The organism is Burkholderia sp. USMB20, assembly GCF_000949135.2.
In the GTDB taxonomy this organism is placed as follows: domain Bacteria; phylum Pseudomonadota; class Gammaproteobacteria; order Burkholderiales; family Burkholderiaceae; genus Burkholderia.
The window spans coordinates 314,604-332,159 of record NZ_JTAN02000021.1; the positions used below are offsets into that span (position 1 = coordinate 314,604).

Here is a 17,556-nt window from a genome sequence, read left to right on the forward strand (position 1 = left end):
CCAGCACGATGACGATGAAACCTCTCGACAAGACGATGTCCGCGCGCGACGTGGTCGCGCAACTCGCCGACGGCATGACGATCGGCATCGGCGGATGGGGACCGCGGCGCAAGCCGATGGCACTGGTGCGCGAGATCGCGCGCTCGAACCTGAAGGACCTGACGATCGTCGCGTACGGCGGCGCCGACATCGGCCTGCTGTGCGCGGCCGGCAAGGTGCGCAAGGCGGTGTTCGGCTTCGTGTCGCTCGACGTGATTCCGCTCGAGCCGCATTTCCGCCGGGCCCGCGAACAGGGCCGCGTCGACGTGCTGGAACTCGATGAAGGGATGCTGCAGCTCGGCCTGCGCGCGGCCGCCGCGCGCCTGCCATTCCTGCCGACGCGCGCCGGTCTCGGCACCGCGCTGCTCGATCACGCGCCGCAGCTGCGCACGGTGCAATCGCCGTACGACGACGGCGAAACGCTGCTCGCGATGCCGGCGATCGAACTCGACGTCGCGCTGCTGCACGTGAACGCGGCCGACCGGATGGGCAACACGCGCATCGACGGTCCCGATCCGTTCTTCGATGCGTGGATGGCGCGCGCCGCGCAGCGCTGCTACGTGTCGGCGGAAACGGTCGACGTGTCGCTCGCGAGCGACGACCTCGACGCCGCGCGCCGCAATCCGTTCGAGCGCTCGCTCGTCACCGGCGTCGTGCACGCGCCGGGCGGCGCGCACCCGACGTCGTGCGGGCCGGACTACGGCTGGGACCTGCCGCACCTGCGCGCGTATTGCGCCAGCGCGGAAGACGACGCGAAAACGGCGGCGTACCTGCGCGACGTGGTCGGCCAGGACGAGCGCCAGTACCTCGAAGGCGTCGGCGGGCTGTCGCACGTGACGACGCTGCCGTTGCCGATTCTGTAAAGGAGCGCCTGTGAGCGAATCTCTCGACCATTCCCTCGCGGAACTGATGATCGTCGCGTCCGCGCGACTCTGGCGCGACGACGGCGAAGTGCTGGCGACCGGCATCGGCACGGGCCCGCGGCTCGCGGCCGGCCTCGCGCGGCTCGCGTACAACAGCGGGCTGATGCTGACCGACGGCGAAGCGTATCTCGTCGAGGCGCCGATCCCGCTCGGGCCGCGTCCCGACGGCTATCGCGTGCAGGCGAGCGGCTGGATGACCTACGAGCGCGTGTTCGACTGCCTGTGGCACGGCCGCCGCCACGCGCTGGTGATGCCGACGCAGATCGACCGTTTCGGCCAGGCCAACATCTCGTGGCTCGGCGACGACTACACGCGTCCGAAGACGCAGCTGCTCGGCGCGCGCGGCTTCCCCGGCAACTCGACGAACCACGCGAACTCGTTTTTCGCGAGCGGCCACGGCAAGCGCACGTTCGTCAATGGCGAAGTCGACATGGTCTGCACGGTCGGCTACAACCCGGCGCGCCGGCTGCCCGGCATGAAGACCTTCGTCGACCTGCGCAGCATCGTCACCGACCTGTGCGTGATGGATTTCGGCGGGCCCGACCACGCGATCCGCGTGCGTTCGCTGCATCCGGGCGTGAGCTTCGACGAAGTGCAGGACGCAACCGGCTTCCCGCTGATCGCGGCGCCCGACCTGGGCACGACGGCCGCGCCGAATGCGGAAGACTTGCGCATCGTGCGTGCGCTCGACCCTCACAACCTGCGCGCGACGATCGTGCGCAACAATCCGGCGCCGCGCCGCGGATGAGGTCCGACATGGAAGCGACCCAGATGACGTTCGGCGACGGTGTCGTCGACTACGCGGTCGAGGACGGCATCGCGACGATCACGATGAACCGCCCCGAGTATCACAACGCGCAGAACTCGAAGATGACGTATGCGCTCGACGCGGCGTTCCGGCGCGCGGCGCACGACGACGCGGTGAAGGCGATCGTGCTCGCGGGCGCCGGCAAGCATTTCTCGGCGGGTCACGACATCGGCACGCCGGGCCGCGACATCCACGAGTCGTTCGACCGCGCGTCGCTGTGGTACGACCACGTCGACAAGGAAGGCGGCGAATTTCTCTATGCGCGCGAACAGGAGGTGTACCTCGGGATGTGCCGGCGCTGGCGCGACCTGCCGAAGCCGACCATCGCGATGGTGCAGGGCGCGTGCATCGCGGGCGGGCTGATGCTCGCGTGGGTGTGCGACCTGATCGTCGCGTCGGAGGATGCGTTTTTCGCGGATCCGGTCGTGCGGATGGGGATTCCCGGCGTCGAGTATTTCGCGCATGCGTACGAGCTGAACCCGCGCATCGCGAAGGAGTTCCTGTTCCTCGGCGAGCGGATGCCGGCCGAGCGCGCGTATCAGATGGGCATGGTCAACCGCGTGGTGCCGCGCGAGCGGCTGCGCGATGCAACCTACGCGATCGCCGCGAAGATCGCTACGATGCCGCGTCTCGGCCTCACGCTGACCAAGCAGGCGCTGAACCACGTCGAGGAACTCCAGGGCAAGCGCGCGGCGATGGACGCGGCCTTCGCATGGCACCACTTCGCGCATGCGCACAACGAGCTCGTCAGCGGCGACCGCCTCGGCGGCTACGACGCCCGCAAGATGGCCAGCTCGCAGCGCAAGCCGGAACCGGCGGACGACGAAGCGCAGGCCGATGCGGCGCCGGCCGCCGTCAACGGAGCCGCCGCATGAGCACGACGCTGCATACGCCGCTGTGCGACCTGCTCGGCTGCCGCTACCCGATCGTGCAGACCGCGATGGGCTGGGTGGCCGACGCGCGGCTCGTTGCGGCGACCGCCAACGCGGGCGGCTTCGGCTTCCTCGCCGGCGCGACGCTCGAACCCGGGCAGGTCGAGGCCGAGATCCTGAAGGTGAAGTCGCTGACCGACAAGCCGTTCGGCATCAATTTCCACATGTTCCAGAAGAACGCCGCACAGGTGGTCGATCTCGCGATCAAGCACCAGCTGCGTGCGGTCAGTTACGGCCGCGGGCCGGACGCGAAGACGATCCGACGCTTCAAGGACGCCGGCATCGTCTGCATGCCGACCGTCGGCGCGCCGAAGCACGCGTCGAAGGCGGTCGAGCTCGGCGCGGACATCGTGACGGTGCAGGGCGCGGAAGGCGGCGGCCACACGGGCTCGGTGCCGACCACGCTGCTGCTGCCGAAGGTGCTCGACGCGGTGCGGGTGCCGGTCGTCGCGGCCGGCGGATTCTTCGACGGCCGCGGGCTGGCGGCCGCGCTCGCGTATGGCGCAGCCGGCATCGCGATGGGCACGCGTTTCCTGATGAGCGCCGAATCGCCGGTGCCGCGCGAAACGCTCGACCGCTACGTCGCGGTCGGCGACCCGGCGCGCATCCGCGTGTCGGACGCGCTCGACGGGCTGCCGCAACGGATGATCGACAACCCGTACCTGCTGAAGCTCGAACGCTTCGGCCCGCTGCGCCGTACGTGGTTCGCGCTGAAGACGGCCGAAGCGTGGCGCCGCCAGAACGGCCTGAGCACGGGCGACATGCTCGGCCTCGCGATCAAGGCGCTGCGCTCGCACGACTACACGGCGAGCCAGACGCTGATGGCCGCGAACGCGCCGTTCCTGATCCAGCGCGCGATCGTCGAGGGGCGGCCGGACGAAGGCGTGCTGCCGAGCGGCCAGGCGGCCGCGATGATCGGCGCGATCGAATCGTGCGACGCGCTGATCGCGCGGATCGTCGCGGAAGCCGGCGAGCGGCTCGACGCGCTGGCCGCATTGCGCGGCGCGACCGCGGCACAGGCTGCGTAAAAAACATCACAGGGAGGCTTTGGAGATGACTGCATCCAATCAACCGGGCGGCGCGACGCCGTTCCGGATCGAGCGCGCCGACGGCATCGCCGAACTGGTGATCGCTCATCCGCCCGTGAACGCGCTTGATGCGCAGGGCTGGCATGCACTCGCGCGCGCGCTCGACGCGCTCGGCGAGGACGACGACGTGCGCGTGATCGTCGTGCGCGGCGAAGGCCGCGGCTTCTGCGCGGGCGTCGACATCAAGGAACTCGCCGCGCATCCGGAGCGGATCGTGTCGGTCAACGCCGGCAACTACGAGACGTTCCGCGCGGTGCACCGCAACCCGAAGCCGGTGATCGCGGCCGTGCACGGTTTCGTGCTCGGCGGCGGGATCGGCATCTGCGGCGCGGCGGACATCGTCGTCGCGGCCGACTGCGCGCGCTTCGGCGTGCCGGAGATCGACCGCGGCGCGATGGGCGGCGGCGCGCATCTGCAACGACTGTTCGGCGTGCAGAAGGTGCGCGCGATGTACTTCACCGGCGACATGATCGACGCAGCCGAGGCGTATCGGCTCGGCGCGGTCGAGCAGGTGGTGACGCGCGATGCGTTGCGCGACGCGGCGCTCGCGATCGCCCGCAAGATCGCGGAGAAAAGCCCGGCGATGGTGCGGCTCGCGAAGGAGGCGCTGAACGGCGTCGAGGATGGCGATCTCGAAGACAAATACCGCTGGGAGCAGGGCTTCACGCTGCAGGCGTACATGACGAACGACTCGACGGAGGCGCGCGCCGCATTCGTCGAGAAGCGCGACGCGCGGTTCGACGCGCAGGCAGGCGTCGAGGAGGCACGCGCATGAACCTGACCTATACGCCGCAACAGCAGGCGTTCCGCGCGGAAATCCGCGCATGGCTCGCCGCGCACGTGCCGCGCGAGCGGCTGCCGAGCTTCGATACCGAGGAAGGTTTCGCCGCGCACCGCGAATGGGAGCGCACGCTGCACTCGGGCCGCTGGAGCATGGTCACGTGGCCGCGCGAACTCGGCGGGCGCGGCTGCGACCTGATCGAGTGGCTGATTTTCGAGGAAGAGTACTGGCGCGCCGACGCACCGATGCGCGTGAACCAGAACGGCATCTTCCTGCTCGGCCCGACGCTGATGGACTTCGGCACCGACGCGCAGAAGGCGCGCTTCCTGCCCGCGATGGCGGCCGGCGAGCACGTGTGGGCGCAGGGCTGGTCGGAGCCGAACGCGGGTTCGGACATGGCCGCGATCCGCACGACGGCGATCCGCATCGGCGACGAATACGTGCTCAACGGCCAGAAGATCTGGTCGACCCGCGCGGTGTGGGCTGACTGGCTGTTCGGGCTGTTCCGCAGCGATCCCGAATCGTCGCGTCACCACGGGCTCACGTTCCTGATGGTGCCGCTGTCCGCGCCGGGCATCACGGTGCGGCCGATCCGCCAGCTGAACGGGCAGACGGGCTTCGCGGAGATTTTCTTCGACGACGTGCGCGTGCCGGTCGAGAACCGCCTCGCGGCCGAAGGCGCGGGCTGGCAGGTCGCGATGGCGACGGCCGGCTTCGAGCGCGGGCTGATGCTGCGTTCGCCCGCGCGGTTCCAGCGCACCGCGCAAGCGTTGCGCGACCTGTATCTCGCGCACCGCGACAGCGCGGATCGCGACCCGACGCTGCGTGAACGCGTGGTCGCCGCGTGGATGGACGCGCAGGCGTACGCGCTGTCGACCTATGCGACCGCAAGCCGGCTGCTGAAGGGCGGCCACATCGGCGCGGAATCGAGCACCAACAAGGTGTTCTGGTCGGAGCTGGACCTGCGGATGCACCAGACCGCGCTCGACATTCTCGGCGCGCACGGCGAGGTCGTCCCGCAGACGGCCGCGCAGCACGCGACGCTCGGCCATTGGCTCGACGGCTTCCTGTTCGCGCAGGCCGGCCCGATCTACGCGGGCACCAACGAGATCCAGCGCAACATCGTCGCCGAACGGATGCTCGGCATGCCGCGTGCGTGAGCGCGCCGGCGATTCCCTCACTGAACGGACATCGTATGGATTTCGTATTCGATGAAGACCAGGAAGCGCTCGCGGACAGCGTGAAGCGCCTGCTGATGACCGAGATGACCCCGGAGCTGATCCGCGAGCTGTGGGCCACGCCGACCGGCCGCTCCGACGCGCTGTGGTCGCTGTTCGCGTCGCAGGGGCTGACCGCCGTGTCGGTGCCCGAAGCGCACGGCGGCCTCGGCCTGACCGAAGCGGAATGGGCGCTGCTCGCGCAGACCTACGGCTATTTCGGCAGCCCGGAGCCGCTGCTCGACACGGCGCTGGTATCGGCCGGCGTGCTCGCGCGGCTGCCCGCCAGCGGCTGGCGCGACGCGCTGCTGCGCGACATCGCCGAAGGGCGCGCGCGTGTCGCGTTCGTGCATCCGGTGAACCCGTATGCGGCCGACGTGCACGTCGCGCAGGCGCTGCTCTGCGAGCACCGCGGCGAGCTGCACCGCGTCGATCCCGCGCAGTGCGCGTGGCGCGCGGTCGACAGCGTCGACCCGTCGCGGCGCCTGTTCACGCTTGACTGGGAACCGTCGGCGGCCACGCGCATCGCGGGCGCCGACGAAGCCGCGCCGCTGCTCGACCGCGCGCTCGACCACGGCGCGTTCGCGGTGGCCGCGCAATTGCTCGGCCTCACGCAACGCGTGCTCGACGTCGCGATCGACTACAGCGCGCAGCGCAAGCAGTTCGGCAAGGCGATCGGTTCGTACCAGGCGCTCAAGCACCTGCTCGCCGACGTCGCGATCCGCTACGAGTTCGCGCGGCCGGTGGTCGCGCGCGCGGCTCAAGCGATCGCCGACGATCACCCGCAGCGCGCGGTGCTGGTGTCGCACGCGAAGCTCGCGGCGAGCGCCGCCGCGCAGCTGGCCGCGCGCCACACGATGCAGGTTCACGGTGCGATCGGCTACACGTGGGAGCTCGACCTGCAGATCTTCATGAAGCGGATCTGGGCGCTCTCCGGCAGCTGGGGCGACACCGCGTTCCACAAGGCCCGCGTGGCCGACGCGATCCTCGGCGACGCATTGCCGATCGGCCCCGCGCAGACCTTCGACTTCGAGGAAACCAATCAATGAAACAAGCCTATATCGTCGACGCGCTGCGCACGCCGACCGGCCGCCGCAAGGGCGGGCTCGCGCACGTGCACGCGGCGGACCTCGGCGGCTTCGTGCTGAAGACGCTCGTCGAACGCAACGCGATTCCGGCCGACGAATACGACGACGTGGTGTTCGGCTGCGTCGACACGATCGGCCCGCTCGCGGGCAACATCGCGCGCACCTGCTGGCTCGCGGCCGGGTTGCCGCTGCAGGTGCCGGGCGTGACGGTCGATCGCCAGTGCGGCTCGTCGCAGCAGGCCGTGCACTTCGCCGCGCAGGCCGTGATGAGCGGTGTGCAGGACGTGGTGGTTGCGGGCGGCGTGCAGACGATGACGCAGATCCCGATCTCGTCCGCGATGACGAGCGCGGTGTCGCTGGGCTTCAACGACCCGTTCTCGGGCAGCACCGGCTGGCGCGCGCGTTTCGGCGACGCGCCGGTATCGCAGTTCGTCGCCGCGCAAAGGATCGCCGATCACTGGAACCTGTCGCGCGACGCGATGGAACGCTATGCGCTGGAGAGCCATCGCCGTGCGGTGGCGGCGATCGAGGCCGGCCATTTCAAGCGGGAAATCGTGCCGCTCGAAGGCGTGCAGCACGATGAAACGCCGCGCCCCGACACGTCGCTCGACAAGATGGCGACGCTTGAACCGCTGATGCCGGGCGGCTCGCTGACGGCCGCCGTCGCGAGCCAGACCTGCGATGCGGCCGCGGCGCTCTTGATCGTGTCCGAAGATGCCTTGAAGCGCTACGGCCTCACGCCGCGCGCGCGCATTCATCACCTGAGCGTGCTCGGCGACGATCCGCTGTGGATGCTCACCGCGCCGATCCCGGCGACCAAGGCCGCGCTGAAGAAGAGCGGGCTCGACTGGGCGCAGATCGACGTCGTCGAGATGAACGAGGCGTTCGCGTCGGTCGCGCAGGCCTGGCTTGCCGACACGCGCTTCCCGCACGAAAAGACCAACCCGAACGGCGGCGGCATCGCGCTCGGCCATCCGCTCGGCGCGACCGGCGCGCGGCTGATGACGACGCTGCTGCACGAACTGGAACGCACCGGCGGACGTTACGGGATGCAGACGATGTGTGAAGGCGGTGGTCTCGCGAACGTCACGATCATCGAGCGCCTGTGAGCGCGTCACTTTCACGATCTCTCGATCCAGGAGGCACCAGCATGGGAATCTGTAACGGACGCACCGTCATCATCACCGGCGCCGGCGGCGGGCTCGGGCGCGAGTACGCGCTCGCGTTCGCGGCGGAAGGCGCGGCGGTCGTCGTCAACGACATCCGGCACGAGGCCGCGCAGGCCGTGTGCGACGAGATCGCACGACGCGGCGGCCGCGCGCTTGCGAATTCCGACGACATCACCAGGATCGACACCGCGCAGCGGATCGTCGACGCCGCACGTGAAGCATTCGGCGACGTGCACGTGCTGGTCAACAACGCAGGCATCTGCCGCGACAAGATGTTCACCAGCATGACCGAAACCGACTGGGACGACGTGATGCGCGTACACCTGCGCGGCCACTTCTGCCTGTCGAGCGTGCTGGCGCGTGTATGGCGCGACGCCGCGAAGGCCGGCCATCCGGTCGACGCGCGCATCGTCAACACGAGCTCCGGCGCCGGGCTGCAAGGCTCGATCGGCCAGTCGAACTACGGCGCGGCGAAGGCCGGCATCGCGGCGCTCACGCTGATGCAGGCGGTCGAACTGCAGCGCTACGGCGTGCGCGTGAACGCGCTCGCGCCGGCCGCGCGCACGTCGATGACCGAAGGCGTGTTCGCCGACATGATGAAGAAGCCCGAGGACGGCGGCTTCGACTATTTCGATCCGGCCAACGTCGCGCCGCTCGTCGTGTGGCTCGGCAGCGCGCTGTCGGCCGACGTGACGGGCCAGGTGTTCGAGGTCGCGGGCGGGATGATCGCGGTGGCCGAAGGCTGGCGCACCGGCCCGAGCGTCGACCGCGGCGCGCGCTGGGCGCCGGCCGAGGTCGGCCCGGCGGTCGCGCGGCTGCTGGCCGATGCGCGGCCCGCGCAGCGCGTGTACGGGAGCTGACGATGGATCTGGCGCTCACCGACGAACAGGCGATGATCCGCGACGCGGCAGCCGACGTGCTCGCCGAGCGCAGCGCGTCGGCCGACGTGCGCCGCGCGATCGAGCAAGCGGCCGGCCGCGACGACGCGCTGTGGGCCGCGCTCGCGGGCGAGCTGGGCTGGAACGCGCTGGCGCTGCCGGAGGCGGCGGGCGGGATGGGGCTCGGCGCGGTCGAACAGACGCTGTTGATGGAGCAGCTTGGGCGGCGCGTCGCGTGCGTGCCGTATTTTTCGACCGCGTGCCTGGCGGCCACTGCGCTGGCCGGCTGCGATACGCCGGGCGCGACCGGCTGGCTCGCGAAGCTGGCCGAAGGCGCGTGCAGCGCGACGCTGGCATTGCCGCTCGAGCTTCCGGCCGGCGCGGGTCAACTGCCGGTCGTCGCGGAAGAAGCGGCGGGCGGTTACGCGCTGTCCGGAACGATCGAGCAGGTGATCGACGGTGCGCGCGCCGACCTGCTGATGATCCCGGCACGGATCGCGAACGAAGGGCAGGCGATCGGGGTGTTCGCGATCGACGTCGCGAAGGTGTCGGGCCTGTGCGTCACGCCGCTCGACACGCTCGACGCGACGCGGCCGATCGCGCGCGTCGTGCTCGACGAGGCCCGGGTGAGCCGCGACGCGGTGTTCGCGAGCGGCGCCGCTGCCGCGACGTTGCTCGAACGCACCGCATGGTTCGCAGCGCTCGCGCTGGCCGCCGAACAACTCGGTGGCGCACAGCAATGCCTCGATCTCACGCTCGACTACACCGGCCAGCGCGTGCAGTTCGGCCGCGCGATCGCATCGTTCCAGGCCGTCAAGCACCGCTGCGCGCAGATGATGGTGCTGATCGAATCCGCGCGCTCGGCCGTGCTCGGCGCCGCCCACGCGTGGGACGCGGAAGCCGGCAGCGGCACGCCCGGCGCTGCGCTGCGCGCCGACGTCGCGGCCGCAAAAGCCGCCGCCAACGATGCGTATGCGTTCTGCGCACAGGAGGCGATCCAGCTGCACGGCGGCGTCGGCTTCACGTGGGAATACGACCCGCATCTTTATTTCAAGCGCGCGCAGGCGTCGGGCGCGCAGTTCGGCAGCACGCCGCAACTGCTCGAATGGATCGCCAGCCAGGCGATCGACGGCGGCGCGTCGCAGCACGACGCGGTGCTCGCGTCGTCGTCGCCGTCGGCTTCGATCGCCACGCGTCCGTCCGCCGCGCGCACCGGAGCCCTTCAATGAACAGCGAAACGCGCGAACAGCAATTGCGGCACGAAGTCGCCGACTGGGTGCAGTCGCACCTGACCGGCGAATTCGCGTGCCTGAAGTACCGCGGCGGCCCCGGCGACGAGGAAGCGTTTCCCGAACTGCGCAAGGCGTGGGAACGGGAACTCGCGCAGGGCGGCTGGACCGGCCTCGGCTGGCCGACCGACGCGGGCGGCCGCGGCTTTTCGGTCGCCGAGCAGGTGATCTTCCACGAGGAATACGCGCGCGCCGGTGGCCCCGGGCGGATGGGGCACATCGGCGAAGGGCTGCTCGGCCCGACGCTCGTCGCGTGCGGCACCGACGACCAGCGCGCGCGTTTCCTGCCCGGAATTCTCGCCGGCACGCAGTTCTGGTGCCAGGGTTACTCGGAGCCGGGCGCGGGTTCGGACCTCGCGAACGTGCGCACACGCGCCGAGCAGGACGCCGACGGTACCTGGCGCGTGCACGGCCAGAAGGTGTGGACGTCGCTCGCGCACGACTCCGACTGGATCTTCGTGCTCGCGCGCACCGATCCGGCGTCGAAGGGCAACAAGGGGCTGTCGTTCCTGCTGATGCCGCTCGACCAGCCGGGCATCGAGATTCGCCCGATCAAACAGCTCAACGGCGGCGCCGAATTCAACGAAGTGTTCTTCGACGGTGCGCGCGCGGAAGCTCGCGATCTCGTCGGCGCGCCGGGCGACGGCTGGCGGATCGCGATGACGCTGCTCGGCTTCGAGCGCGGCATGTCGACGCTCGGCCAGCAGATGCAATTCGTCCGCGAACTCGAATGGGTGATCGACGCCGCGCGCGAATCTGGCGCCGATCGCGACCCGGTGCTGCGTCAGCGGATCGGCCGCGCATGGGCCGGGCTGCGCGTGATGCGCTACAACGCGCTGCGGATGCTGTCGGGCGCGGACGACGCGAACGGCGCCACCGCGCCGCTGCGCCGCGAGGCGCTGATCTACAAGTATTTCTGGTCGAACTGGCACCGCGACCTCGGCCAGCTCGCGATGGATGCGCTCGGGCCGCGCGCGAACGTGATCGATCCGGCCGACGAGAAGCTCACCCATCTGCAGCGCGTGTTCCTGTTCTCCCGTGCGGACACGATCTACGCCGGTACCAACGAAATCCAGCTGAACATCATGGCCGAGCGCGGGCTCGGCATGCCCAGGGAACCGCGAGGAAACGCATGACCGAACCCCAGATCCAGAAAGCGCCGGCGTACGTGCCGGGCCACCAGCTGCTCGCCGGCAAATCGGTGCTGATCACGGCCGCCGCCGGCGCCGGCATTGGCTTCGCGGCCGCGCGCCGCTGCGCGGAGGAAGGCTGTCGCGCGCTGTTCATCTCCGACATCCACGAGAAACGCCTCGAACAAGCGGTGGAGACGCTGCGCGCCGAAACGGGGCTGCAGCAGATCTACGGCCGCCTGTGCAACGTCGCGGTCGAGGACGACGTGCAGGCGCTCGTCGCGGAAGCCCAGGACAAGCTCGACGGCGTCGACGTACTGATCAACAACGCCGGGCTCGGCGGCGCGAAACGCATCGTCGAAATGGACGATGCCGAATGGTCGCGGGTGATCGACATTAGCCTGACCGGGACGTTCCGGATGACGCGCGCGATGCTGCCGCACATGCAGGCCCGCGGCCGCGGCGCGATCGTCAACAACGCATCGGTGCTCGGCTGGCGTGCGCAGGCGGAACAGGCGCACTACGCGGCGGCGAAGGCGGGCGTGATGGCGCTCACGCGCTGCGCGGCGCTCGAGGCGTCGCCTTACGGGGTGCGCATCAACGCGGTCGCGCCGAGCATCGCGATGCACGATTTTCTGAAGAAGTCGGCCCCGGCCGACCTGCTGAATCAACTGGCGTCGCGCGAAGCCTTCGGGCGCGCCGCCGAAGTCTGGGAGGTCGCGAACGTGATGGTGTTCCTTGCAAGCGATTACGCGTCGTACATGACGGGCGAAGTGCTGTCGGTCAGCAGCCAGCACGCATGATGAGCGCGACCCTCGACCCCGTGCGCGCGACGCCCCGCGTGTTCGCGCATCCCGGCGAACTCGCGGCGGCCGTCGGCGACACGCTCGGCGCGAGCGCCTGGCTCGCGATCGACCAGATCCGCATCGACGGCTTCGCCGACGCGACGGGCGATCACCAGTGGGTACACGTCGACCCGGTGCGCGCGAAGGACGGCCCGTTCGGCGCGTGCATCGCGCACGGCTACCTGACGCTGTCGCTCGTCAATTATTTTCTGCCGCAGATCGTGCGCATCGACGGCGCGCGGCTCGGCGTCAACTACGGCTGCGACAAGATCCGCTTCCCGGCGCCGGTGAAGGTCGGCGCGCGCGTGCGCGGCGTCGGCGAACTGCTGCGCGTCGAGCCGCTCGACGGCGGCGTGCAGGCGTGGGTCCGCGTGACCGTCGAGATCGAAGGCGAGGCCAAGCCCGGCTGCGTCGCCGACACGATCAGCCGCTACTACTTCTAGTTTCGATTCAGAGAGCCAGCTCATGGAAGACGCAGTCATCGTTTCCGTCGCACGCACGCCGATCGGCAAGGCGTTTCGCGGCATGTTCAACGACACCGAGGCGCCCGCGCTGGGCGGCCACGTCGTGCGCGCTGCGCTCGAGCGCGCGGGCGTCGCGCCGGCCGACGTCGACGACGTGCTGATCGGCTGCGCCGCGCAGCAGGGCACGCAGGGCTACAACATCGGCCGCCTGTCGGCCGCGGCGGCCGGGCTGCCGGCGTCGGTGCCCGGCATGTCGATCGACCGCATGTGCTCGTCGGGCCTGATGTCGATCGCGAGCGCCGCGCGCAGCATCGGCGCGGGCGACGCGCGGATCGTCGTCGCGGGCGGCGTCGAATCGATCTCGCTCACGCAGAACAAGCACAAGAACGGCTACCGCGCGCGTTCGCAGGCCGTGCTCGACCATCAGCCTGCCGCGTACATGGCGATGATGGAAACGGCCGAGATCGTGTCGCGCCGTTACGGCATCTCGCGTGCCGCGCAGGACGAATTCGCGCTGCAGAGCCACCAGCGCACGGCCGACGCGCAGGCGGCCGGCCGCTTCGACGCGGAAATCGCGCCGCTCGACGTGCGGCGCGCGCTGTTCGACAGGGATGGCAACCCGACCGGCCACGAAGCCGTCCGCGCGGCGCGCGACGAGGGCGTGCGCGCCGACACGACGGCCGAACGGCTCGCGGGGCTCAAGCCGTCGTGGAGCGGCGGCAAGGTCGTTGAGCAGGGCGAGTTCGTGACGGCCGGCAACGCGTCGCAGCTGTCGGACGGCGCGGCGGCGGTCGTCGTGATGTCGCGGGCCGAGGCGGAGCGTCGCGGACTGACGCCGCTCGGCACGTTCCGCGGGCTGGCCGTGGCCGGCTGCGAGCCGGACGAGATGGGCATCGGCCCGGTGTTCGCGATTCCGAAGCTGCTGGAACGTTTCGGGATGACCGTGCGCGACGTCGGGCTGTGGGAGCTGAACGAGGCGTTCGCGTGCCAGGCGCTGTATTGCCGCGACACGCTCGGCATCCCCGACGAGCGGCTGAACGTCGACGGCGGCGCGATCGCGCTCGGCCACCCGTTCGGGATGTCGGGCACGCGGATGACGATGCACGCGCTGCTCGAAGGCGCGCGCCGCGGCGTGCGGCATGCGGTCGTGACGATGTGCATCGGCGGCGGGATGGGTGCCGCCGCGCTGTTCGAGGTCGGCGCGTAACGACGCTCGAGCAAGGCTCACCGGCAGCCGAGCCGGCAGCCCGGTTCGGCTGCCATCCATTCGGGACCATTCGAGGCCGCGGCAACGACCGACGGCCCGGAGACTTGCAGCGGCAGGGCGAGCGCGTCGGCGCGGGCCCGGGCCGCTCGCAGAGAAGGAGACAAACCGATGAAACGTACTTTGCCAGGACTCGCGATGTCGGCGCTCGTGCTCGGCGCCGCGCTGTTCGCGTTCTCGCCGCGCCCGCTGCCGGCGTTCCCGGTCACCGCGATCCATGCGGACCGCCTGCAGATCAACGGGCTCGCCCGCGCCGGCACGCGCATCGTCGCGGTCGGCGAGCGCGGCGTCATCCTGTTGAGCGACGATGCGGGCGGCCGCTGGCGGCCGGCGTCGGTCACGCCGGACCAGGGATCGACGCTCACGCAGGTGAGCTTCGTCACGCCGACGCTCGGCATCGCCGTCGGCCACGACGGCCGGATCCTGCGCAGCGACGACGCGGGTGTGCACTGGCGCGAAGTTCATGGCGACAACGCGCATTCCGACCCGCTGCTGTCCGTGTGGGGAACCGCGAACGGCCCGCTGTTCGCGGCCGGCAGTTTCGGCCAGCTGCTGCGCTCGGACGATGCGGGGCTCACGTGGCAGCCGCTCAAGACACCGGCGGGCGACCGCCACCTGAACGCGATCGTCGGCGACGGCCACGGCGACCTGCTGATCGCCGGCGAGAGCGGCACGCTGCTGCGCTCGACCGACAACGGCGCGAGCTGGGACAAGGTGCCGTCGCCGTACCAAGGCTCGCTGTTCGGCGCGCTGATGCTCGCGAACGGCGACTGGGTCGCATACGGCATGCGCGGCAACGTGTTGCGCAGCACCGATCGCGGCGCGACCTGGACGCACGTCGACAGCCACGTGCCGGTGTCGTATTTCGGCGCGACCCAGCTTGCCGATGGCGAACTCGTGCTGGTCGGGCAGGGCGGCGCGATCGTCGGGTCGCGCGACGGCGGCCTGACCTTCGACGTGCGCAAGCTCGGCGGCGTGCAGAGCCTCGCGGCCGTGCTCGACATGGGCCGCGGCGCGCTGCTGCTCGGGGGCGAGGCCGGCGTCGCGCCGCTCGCTGCGTCGCCGTCCTGATGCGCGGCGGCGCTCGCCTTCGCGCTGCCCGCATCGTCCGCATCGCCTGTTCCGTCCGTTCCGACACGAGAAATCCATGAACGACCTGTCACGCTCCACCGAAGCCGTTCCCGCGTCGCGCCTCGCCGCGTTCGTCGAGCGCTGCGCCGATACCATCATCCGGCAGCGCCGGCTGCTGATGCTGCTGTGCGTCGCGCTGACGCTCGCGCTCGGCCTGTCCGCGACGCGCCTGAAGCTCGATCCGGGCTTCAACAAGATGATCCCGATGCAGCACCCGTACATGCAGGTGTTCGAGCGCTACGCGGGCGCGTTCCCCGGTGCGAACACGATCCTCGTCAGCCTGCGCTGGAAGGGCGACGGCGACATCTACAACCAGACGTTCATGGACGCGCTGCGCCACGCGACCGACGACGTGTTCTTCATCCCCGGCGTGAACCGCTCGCGCGTGTTCTCGCTGTTCACGCCGAACGTGCACTACACCGAGGTGACGGAAGCCGGTTTTCGCGGCGACGTGGTCGTGCCCGGCCAGTTCTCGAGCGCGAACCCGGACGACCTTGCGAAGGTGCGCCGCAACGTCGCCCGCTCCGGGCAGATCGGCCGGCTTGTCGGCAACGACCTGAAGTCGGCTCTGATCCGCGCGGAGTTGCGCGAGACCGATCCGGCCACCGGCAAGCGGCTCGACTACAGCGCGGTCGCGCGCCAGCTCGAGGAAATCCGCGCGCGCTACGCGAAGCAGGGCATCGACGTGAACATCATCGGCTTCGCGAAGCTGGTCGGCGACGTCGAAGCGGGGATCGCCGGCGTGATGGCGTTCTTCGCGCTCGCGTTCCTCGTGACGGCCGCGTTGCTGTTCGCCTATACGCGCTCGCTGAAGACCACCGTGCTCGCGCTCGTCGTCGCGCTGCTGCCGGTCGTCTGGCTGCTCGGCGCGCTGCCGCTGCTCGGGCTCGGCATCGATCCGATGTCGATCCTCGTGCCGTTCCTGATCTTCTCGATCGGCGTGTCGCACGCGGTGCAGATGACCAATGCGTGGAAGCAGGCGCTGGTGCGCGGCGCGGCGTCGGCCGAGGCCGCGCGCGACGCGTTCCGCAAGCTGTTCGTGCCGGGCACGGTCGCGCTGCTGACCAACGCGCTCGGCTTCATGGTGATCATGCGGATCAGGATCGACATCGTGCGCGAGCTCGGCATCACCGCGTGCCTCGGCGTGCTGCTGATGATCGTCACCAACAAGGTGTTCCTGCCGATCCTGCTGTCGTACACGCGCCTCGAACGCGGCACGCTCGCGCGGGCGCAGCGCACCGCGGCGGCCGGCGGAAGCCCGATGTGGTCGCGCTTCGCGCTGTTCGCGCGGCCGGCGCCGGCGCTCGGCGTGTTCGCCGTGGCGCTCGCGCTGCTCGCGTACGGCACGCTCGAGTCGCGCAGGCTCGAGATCGGCGACATCGGCACCGGCGCGCCGGAGCTGCGCGCGAACTCGCGCTACAACGTCGACAACGCGGCGATCACGCACCAGTACAACATCGGCGTCGACGTGCTGTCGGTGATCGTCGAGACGACCGGTTTCGACGACGCGTGCCTGCATTACCCTGTGATGAGCGCGATCGAGAAGTTCGAGATGAACATGCGCGGCGTGGCGGGCGTGCAGTCGGTGACGAGCGTCGCGTCGCAGGGCAAGGTGTTCATCGCCGCGTTCAACGAAGGCAATCCGCGCTGGGCCGCGCTGCCGCGCTCCAGCGACGGGCTCACGCAGGGTTCCAACGCGTTCGACCCCGACAACGGGATGAACACCGCGAACTGCAAGGCGATCCAGGTGCTGATCTACACGAAGAACCACGAAGGCACGACCATCGCGCACATCGTCGACGAGATCAAGCGCTACGCGGCCGAGAACCCGACGCCGAACGTCGCGTTCCGGCTCGCGGGCGGCAACGTCGGCGTGATGGCCGCGACCAACGAGGCGGTCGGCGACGCGGAGGTCGCGATGCTGCTGTCGATCTTCGGCGCGATCGCGCTGCTGTGCGCGGTCACGTTCCGCTCGTGGCGCGCGGTGCTGTGCATCATCGTGCCGCTCACGCTGGTGTCGATCCTGTGCAACGCGGTGATGGCGCGGCTCGGAATCGGGCTGAAGGTCGCGACGCTGCCGGTGATCACGCTCGGTGTCGGCGTCGGCGTCGACTACGGGATCTACCTGTACGAACGCCTGCAGCACGACCTGCGCCACGGCGCGACGCTGCCCGACGCATTCGCCGACGCGATGCGCCAGCGCGGCACCGCGGCGCTGTTCACGGCCGTCACGATGTTCATCGGCGTCGGCACGTGGGCGTTCTCCGCGCTGAAGTTCCAGGTCGACATGGGCGTGCTGCTCGCGTTCATGTTCCTCGTGAACCTGTTCGGCGCGGTGTTCCTGCTGCCCGCGCTGGCCGCATGGCTCGGCGTCGAGCGTGCCGAGCGCCGCGTGGCGCAACTGACGCAGCCGTCCGCGTCGTCTGCGTCGTCTGCGCCGGCACCAGCGCGCGAACCGACGCGCGCGCTCGAACCCGGCAATCCGGCGCGCTGAACGACGCAACCCCCGA

General features: G+C 70.2%; 16 protein-coding genes. All 16 read left to right on the forward strand.

Annotated features, from left to right (window positions below; all coding sequences use genetic code 11):
* Nucleotides 1–8: 8 nt before the first annotated feature.
* The 16 genes from PL79_RS31770 (at nucleotide 9) to PL79_RS31845 (ending at nucleotide 17,540) form a co-directional block, all read left to right on the forward strand.
* Nucleotides 9–902 carry a CoA transferase subunit A gene (locus tag PL79_RS31770; RefSeq protein ID WP_044845675.1) on the forward strand — a complete coding sequence of 298 codons (894 nt, stop codon included), beginning with the start codon at nucleotides 9–11 and terminating at the stop codon, nucleotides 900–902.
* A 10-nt stretch (nucleotides 903–912) separates the two neighbouring features.
* Nucleotides 913–1,710, forward strand: a complete 798-nt coding sequence (locus PL79_RS31775; protein WP_044845674.1) for a CoA-transferase subunit beta — start codon at nucleotides 913–915, stop codon at nucleotides 1,708–1,710.
* Between the two features lie 8 nt (nucleotides 1,711–1,718).
* Entirely contained in the window at nucleotides 1,719–2,645 is a 927-nt protein-coding gene (locus PL79_RS31780; protein WP_044845673.1) for an enoyl-CoA hydratase, read from the forward strand.
* A complete protein-coding gene (locus PL79_RS31785; protein WP_044845672.1) occupies nucleotides 2,642–3,730 on the forward strand; it encodes an NAD(P)H-dependent flavin oxidoreductase in 1,089 nt (362 codons plus the stop codon). The genes PL79_RS31780 and PL79_RS31785 overlap by 4 nt, the downstream gene beginning before the upstream one ends.
* A 25-nt stretch (nucleotides 3,731–3,755) precedes the next feature.
* On the forward strand, nucleotides 3,756–4,565 hold the full coding sequence (locus tag PL79_RS31790; protein WP_044845671.1) for an enoyl-CoA hydratase family protein: 810 nt from the start codon (nucleotides 3,756–3,758) through the stop codon (nucleotides 4,563–4,565).
* Nucleotides 4,562–5,731 (forward strand): acyl-CoA dehydrogenase family protein, encoded by a 1,170-nt coding sequence (locus PL79_RS31795; protein ID WP_044845670.1) that lies wholly within the window; start codon nucleotides 4,562–4,564, stop codon nucleotides 5,729–5,731. Before PL79_RS31790 ends, PL79_RS31795 begins: the two co-directional genes overlap by 4 nt.
* 35 nt (nucleotides 5,732–5,766) lie before the next feature.
* Nucleotides 5,767–6,837, forward strand: a complete 1,071-nt coding sequence (locus PL79_RS31800) for an acyl-CoA dehydrogenase family protein (protein ID WP_044845669.1) — start codon at nucleotides 5,767–5,769, stop codon at nucleotides 6,835–6,837.
* On the forward strand, nucleotides 6,834–7,985 hold the full coding sequence (locus tag PL79_RS31805) for an acetyl-CoA C-acetyltransferase (protein WP_044845668.1): 1,152 nt from the start codon (nucleotides 6,834–6,836) through the stop codon (nucleotides 7,983–7,985). The genes PL79_RS31800 and PL79_RS31805 overlap by 4 nt, the downstream gene beginning before the upstream one ends.
* 41 nt (nucleotides 7,986–8,026) lie before the next feature.
* Nucleotides 8,027–8,905: an SDR family oxidoreductase gene (locus PL79_RS31810; protein ID WP_044845667.1), complete on the forward strand. Its 879-nt coding sequence runs from the start codon at nucleotides 8,027–8,029 to the stop codon at nucleotides 8,903–8,905.
* A 2-nt stretch (nucleotides 8,906–8,907) separates the two neighbouring features.
* Nucleotides 8,908–10,152 (forward strand): acyl-CoA dehydrogenase family protein, encoded by a 1,245-nt coding sequence (locus PL79_RS31815; RefSeq protein WP_044845666.1) that lies wholly within the window; start codon nucleotides 8,908–8,910, stop codon nucleotides 10,150–10,152.
* Nucleotides 10,149–11,348, forward strand: a complete 1,200-nt coding sequence (locus PL79_RS31820) for an acyl-CoA dehydrogenase family protein (RefSeq protein WP_044845665.1) — start codon at nucleotides 10,149–10,151, stop codon at nucleotides 11,346–11,348. The genes PL79_RS31815 and PL79_RS31820 overlap by 4 nt, the downstream gene beginning before the upstream one ends.
* A complete protein-coding gene (locus tag PL79_RS31825; protein ID WP_044845664.1) occupies nucleotides 11,345–12,145 on the forward strand; it encodes an SDR family oxidoreductase in 801 nt (266 codons plus the stop codon). The genes PL79_RS31820 and PL79_RS31825 overlap by 4 nt, the downstream gene beginning before the upstream one ends.
* Nucleotides 12,145–12,630 (forward strand): MaoC family dehydratase, encoded by a 486-nt coding sequence (locus PL79_RS31830; RefSeq protein WP_044845711.1) that lies wholly within the window; start codon nucleotides 12,145–12,147, stop codon nucleotides 12,628–12,630. The genes PL79_RS31825 and PL79_RS31830 overlap by 1 nt, the downstream gene beginning before the upstream one ends.
* A gap of 22 nt (nucleotides 12,631–12,652) precedes the next feature.
* Nucleotides 12,653–13,858, forward strand: a complete 1,206-nt coding sequence (locus PL79_RS31835) for an acetyl-CoA C-acyltransferase (protein WP_044845663.1) — start codon at nucleotides 12,653–12,655, stop codon at nucleotides 13,856–13,858.
* Between the two features lie 168 nt (nucleotides 13,859–14,026).
* Nucleotides 14,027–14,986: a WD40/YVTN/BNR-like repeat-containing protein gene (locus PL79_RS31840; protein WP_044845662.1), complete on the forward strand. Its 960-nt coding sequence runs from the start codon at nucleotides 14,027–14,029 to the stop codon at nucleotides 14,984–14,986.
* Nucleotides 14,987–15,062: 76 nt separating this feature from the next.
* Nucleotides 15,063–17,540, forward strand: coding sequence for an efflux RND transporter permease subunit (locus PL79_RS31845; protein ID WP_044845661.1), 2,478 nt, complete (start codon nucleotides 15,063–15,065; stop codon nucleotides 17,538–17,540).
* Nucleotides 17,541–17,556: the final 16 nt, after the last annotated feature.